2 protein-coding genes are annotated in these 4,220 nt (G+C 52.2%); both read left to right on the forward strand.

Features of this window, described 5'->3' with window-relative positions:
• Positions 1-23 precede the first annotated feature (23 nt).
• Positions 24-3,614 (forward strand): AAA family ATPase, encoded by a 3,591-nt coding sequence (locus NW837_RS09935; protein ID WP_414331155.1) that lies wholly within the window; start codon positions 24-26, stop codon positions 3,612-3,614.
• A partial coding sequence (locus NW837_RS09940; protein WP_414331157.1) for a DNA double-strand break repair nuclease NurA occupies positions 3,604-4,220 on the forward strand: 617 nt, incomplete at its 3' end. The genes NW837_RS09935 and NW837_RS09940, both read left to right, overlap by 11 nt.

Genomic DNA, 4,220 nt, shown 5'->3' on the forward strand with positions numbered 1-4,220 from the left:
TTTTGGGGAGCAGAAGACTGATTATGCGGATCCTCTCTCTCGCTTTACAAAACTTCAAATCTCATGAGGATGCCGTCTTCACGTTTGAGCCAGGTATTAACGCCATTTGCGGAGAAAACGGAGCGGGCAAGACCAGCATTTTGGAAGCCATTGCCTGGGTTTTGTTCGACTACTGCCCCTACAGCCAAGAAGAAATCATTCGCTCCGGGGCCAACGACGCAGTGGTGACTGTGCAATTTATCTCCCAATGGGATCAGCGCACCTACGATGTTCGCCGCAGCGTAACGCAGGGATATCGTCTCTTTGATCCCCAGCTGAAGCAGCGCCTAGAGTATGAGCGCAAGTCCGATGTGCTGCCGTGGCTGAGGCAACATTTGGGCGTACCTGCCGGTACCGACCTGGCGCGGCTCTTTGCCACAACGATTGGGGTGCCCCAAGGGACTTTCACGGCAGACTTTCTCAAAACCGGTCGAGATCGCAAAGAAGTTTTCGATCGCATCTTAAAGGTGGAAGAGTACCAGCAGGTAGCCAAAGACCTGTTGGCGGTCGAAAAATACAGCGAGGCGCAGATTCAGGCCATTAATCATCAAATTGAATTGCTCCGCCAACAGCTACAGGAGTGGGATCCGCTGCAAGCGGAGCGGCAGAAAATCCAACAAGAACTGAGTTATTGGCAAGAGCGCTTGAGTCAATCGATCCACACTCTGGATCAGGTTAAGCTTGAGATCGAGCGACTGGAGAAATGGCTTGAGCAAATCCAAACTTTAGATCACCAGATTGCCCAACTGGAGCAAAAGGGATCCCTGCTTCAGGTATCTCTTGAGCAGGCAGAAAAGTTATGGGCAGAGGCCAGGCAAGCTCAAGCGCAGCAACAGCAATACTGGGAGGGATCTCAGCATTTTTTGGCCACAGAAGCTCGCTTGCGGGAGCTGGAAAAACAGCAACAGCAACGCTTGGAGTGGCTGAAACAGCGGGATGCTTTGCTCTCGCAAAAGCAGCATATCGAAAACCAATTGGCAAGACTTCAAGAAAAGTTAAGCCAACAGCAGCGCTGGAAGCAGGAGCTAGAGGAGCTAACCCCGCAAATTCAGGCCCAAGAGGAGCTAGAGCGTCAGCAGACCTATTGGACTCAACAGCTCAACACGTTGCTACACCTGCACCGCGAATGGGAACAGATCCAGGCAGAATGGACAGCCCACGCCGAGCGCTGTCAACTGCTACAAAGCCGAGTGCAAGAAGCTGAACAGGCCCAGGCCATATGTCGGCAGCATCAATTGACCTACAACCGTTATTTGCAGTTGGAAACCCTCATTGCAGAGCAGGAAGCGCTGCGGCGAACCCGACAAACTTTACTGGCTCAACGGGAAACTTTGCAACATCAACTGCATCGATTGGAGCTGCAGGGATCCGAATATCAGCAACAACTCCAGATCTTCCAAAAAATGGAGGCGGAAAAACTTGAGCTGCAACCCCTGTGTGAACGGCAGGCCTCCCTGGAGCAGCGCCACTCCCAACTTGGCGAGAAGTTGGCTTCCTTTCAGGCTCTGCGCCTTGAACTCAAACAACGGGAAACGGAGCAGGAACAAGGCCAAGTCCAATTGCAACAACTGCAGCTCCAACTGAGACAACGGCAGGCGGATTTGGAGCGGGTAGCCGCCATTCCTGCGCTCGAAACTCAACAGGAGCGATTGCAAACTCAGCTCAGCCGCATTGCCGCAGCTCGTCAATTTCAACAGGAGCTACAAGCCCTTTTTGAGCAGGGCTCGGATCAATTGGCTCAACACCATCACAGCATCCGGCAACTTCTGGACGAATTGGAAGCGCAGCGACACAACTATCCCCAACTTCAATCTCTGTGGCAGCGGATCCCAGAGGTACTCACTCGATCTTCAGCACTCAGCCAACAGTTGCTCCAGTCCATCCATCAGATTTTGCAGGATCTGGCTCCCCAAACTTCCGAGCCCCAACTTCGTCAGCAGTTGTCCAACATCCAAAAACAACTCAGGACTTTGCAACCCTTGCTCGGCCTAACCGCACAAATACCCGATTTACAAGCCCAAATTCAGCAACTGCTGCAGTTGCAAGCCGAACGACAAAGCAGAATTGATGATCTTCACTGGGATCTTGAGGCTGAGCCCACCTTCCTTCGGCAACAACAGGAAATTGGCCAGGCGCTGCAAGAACTGGGGGATCCCAGAGGGCAAATCCAGCGCTTGGAAAGAGATCTCAGCCGCAAGTCTAGGGTTGAGCAAGAATATCAACAAATAGCGGCCCATGTTCAGCAACTCCAACAGCAGATACAAGCCCTAGAAGAGCAGCTGCAACCGCTTTCAGATCTGGATGAAAGAATTGCAGCTTTGCGGGAAGAACAAGGCCGGCACCGCAACAACTACGAGACCTTTATCCGCATGCAGCCTCTTGCCCAAAGTTTGCCCCGACGGCAAGATGAACTCCAAGCGGCCCAGTTGGCCCTAGATCAAATTCAGAAAGCCAAGCAAGAAAAACAAGCCCAGATCGACCGCTGGGAACAAACAGAGGGATCCAAAGATGACCTGCAAGCCCAAATTGAAAAAGCCGCCAAAACCTTAAAATCTCTGGGGGATCCCAGAAGTCAAGCCGAACGGCTCAAAGCAGAGTTAAAACAGGAAAAGCAATATTTACAAATGCAGGCCGACTGCCTGCAGCAGCTTCAGGATTTACAGGCCGCACTCAACCCTATCGAGGAGGCCCTATGCCAAACGGAGCATCTGGATCGAGAGCTGGGATCCCTGCAGGAAGAACGCGAACGATACCGTTTAGATCACGAGCGCTATCTGCAGGCAGAACCCATCGCCAAATTGCTTCCCCAACGGGAACAGGAACTGGCCGAGCTAAACGCCCAGCGGCAGCAACTGCAAACTCAGCTTTCCCAACTTCGCGCAGCACGGGATCCCTTAGCTGCTCTGTATCGACCGCAGGAGCATGAGCATCTTCGATCCCTTCTGCAGGCCACCGAAATTCAAAAAGCCGAAGCCCAAGCCCGCCTGGAGAGCCTAGCTCCTCAACTGAGCAAAATTGAGGAAAAGTTGCGGCAATTGGAACAGACCAAGGCAAGCTTAAAGCAAGTCGAGGCAGAAAAAACTGAGAAAGAACGCCTACACCGCTTTATCAAGTTTAGCCGAGATACCTATAGAAAAGCCGGCCCTCAAATTACCCAATACTACCTGCAGCAGATCAACCATACTGCCGATCACCTCTTCCGAGAAATTCTCAACCGTCCCAACGTCACCCTGACCTGGGAAGCCGATTATGAGATCCGCGTTCAAGAAGCCGGCAGCCCCAAACGACGGTTTGCCAGCCTTTCCGGGGGAGAGCAAATGTCGGCGGCCTTGGCAGTGCGCTTGGCTTTACTCAAGGTGTTGGGACAACTAAATATTGCCTTTTTCGATGAGCCCACCACCAATATGGATGCCCAACGGCGACAGCGGCTGGCAGAGGCTATTACCAACCTGCGATCTTTTGAGCAGCTGTTTGTCATCAGCCACGACGATACCTTTGAGCAAATGACAGAAAATGTTATTCGGGTGGAAAGGCACTCCAGTTGGGTGAGGAGGGATCCCGCCCATGGTGTTTAGAGCCGACCGGATCCTGGCGGTCTTGCAGCAAAAGCGGGAAGCCTTTGCCACTTTTGATCAACGGCTATCGGAGCGCAGAGAATGCTATAGGCAGGCCATGGAAAACCTGTGCAAGTGGTCGAGCTTAGAGATTGCCGAAAAAATAGCTCCATTCCCTTTCCCAGGCGCTTTACCTACTGCGGAGTGGGATCGCTACTCCAATTGGAAGATCCCTTTTGAGCAGGAATGGGCCAATTACGAAGAAAGCCGTGAGTGGGCGAAATCGGTCATTGAAAATATTCCCACCTTTGCCGTGGATGGATCCCAGATTTATCCCAGCAAAGATCTGTCAATACCGGTGGCGCTGGTGCAAATCGGCTGGTATGAAAATTATCACTGCGCAGCAGGCTTGTACGAAAAAGACATCCAAGTGGATGTATTGACTCCAAGGGACCTGGGATCCGACAGCAGCGGTGAACCGAAAGAGCGAATGGTTAACATGCGCCGCTTTCAAATGGAAATCGAGAGACTCGTAGAATACATTCAAAAATCCCAACCGGGATCCCGAAAATTGGCCTTTTTGGATGGGGCGCTGGTGGCTACTTTTGCCGAAGTCTTTGAGCCAGA

This window comes from Synechococcus sp. R6-10, from assembly GCF_047461815.1.
Taxonomy (GTDB): Bacteria; Cyanobacteriota; Cyanobacteriia; order Thermostichales; family Thermostichaceae; genus Thermostichus.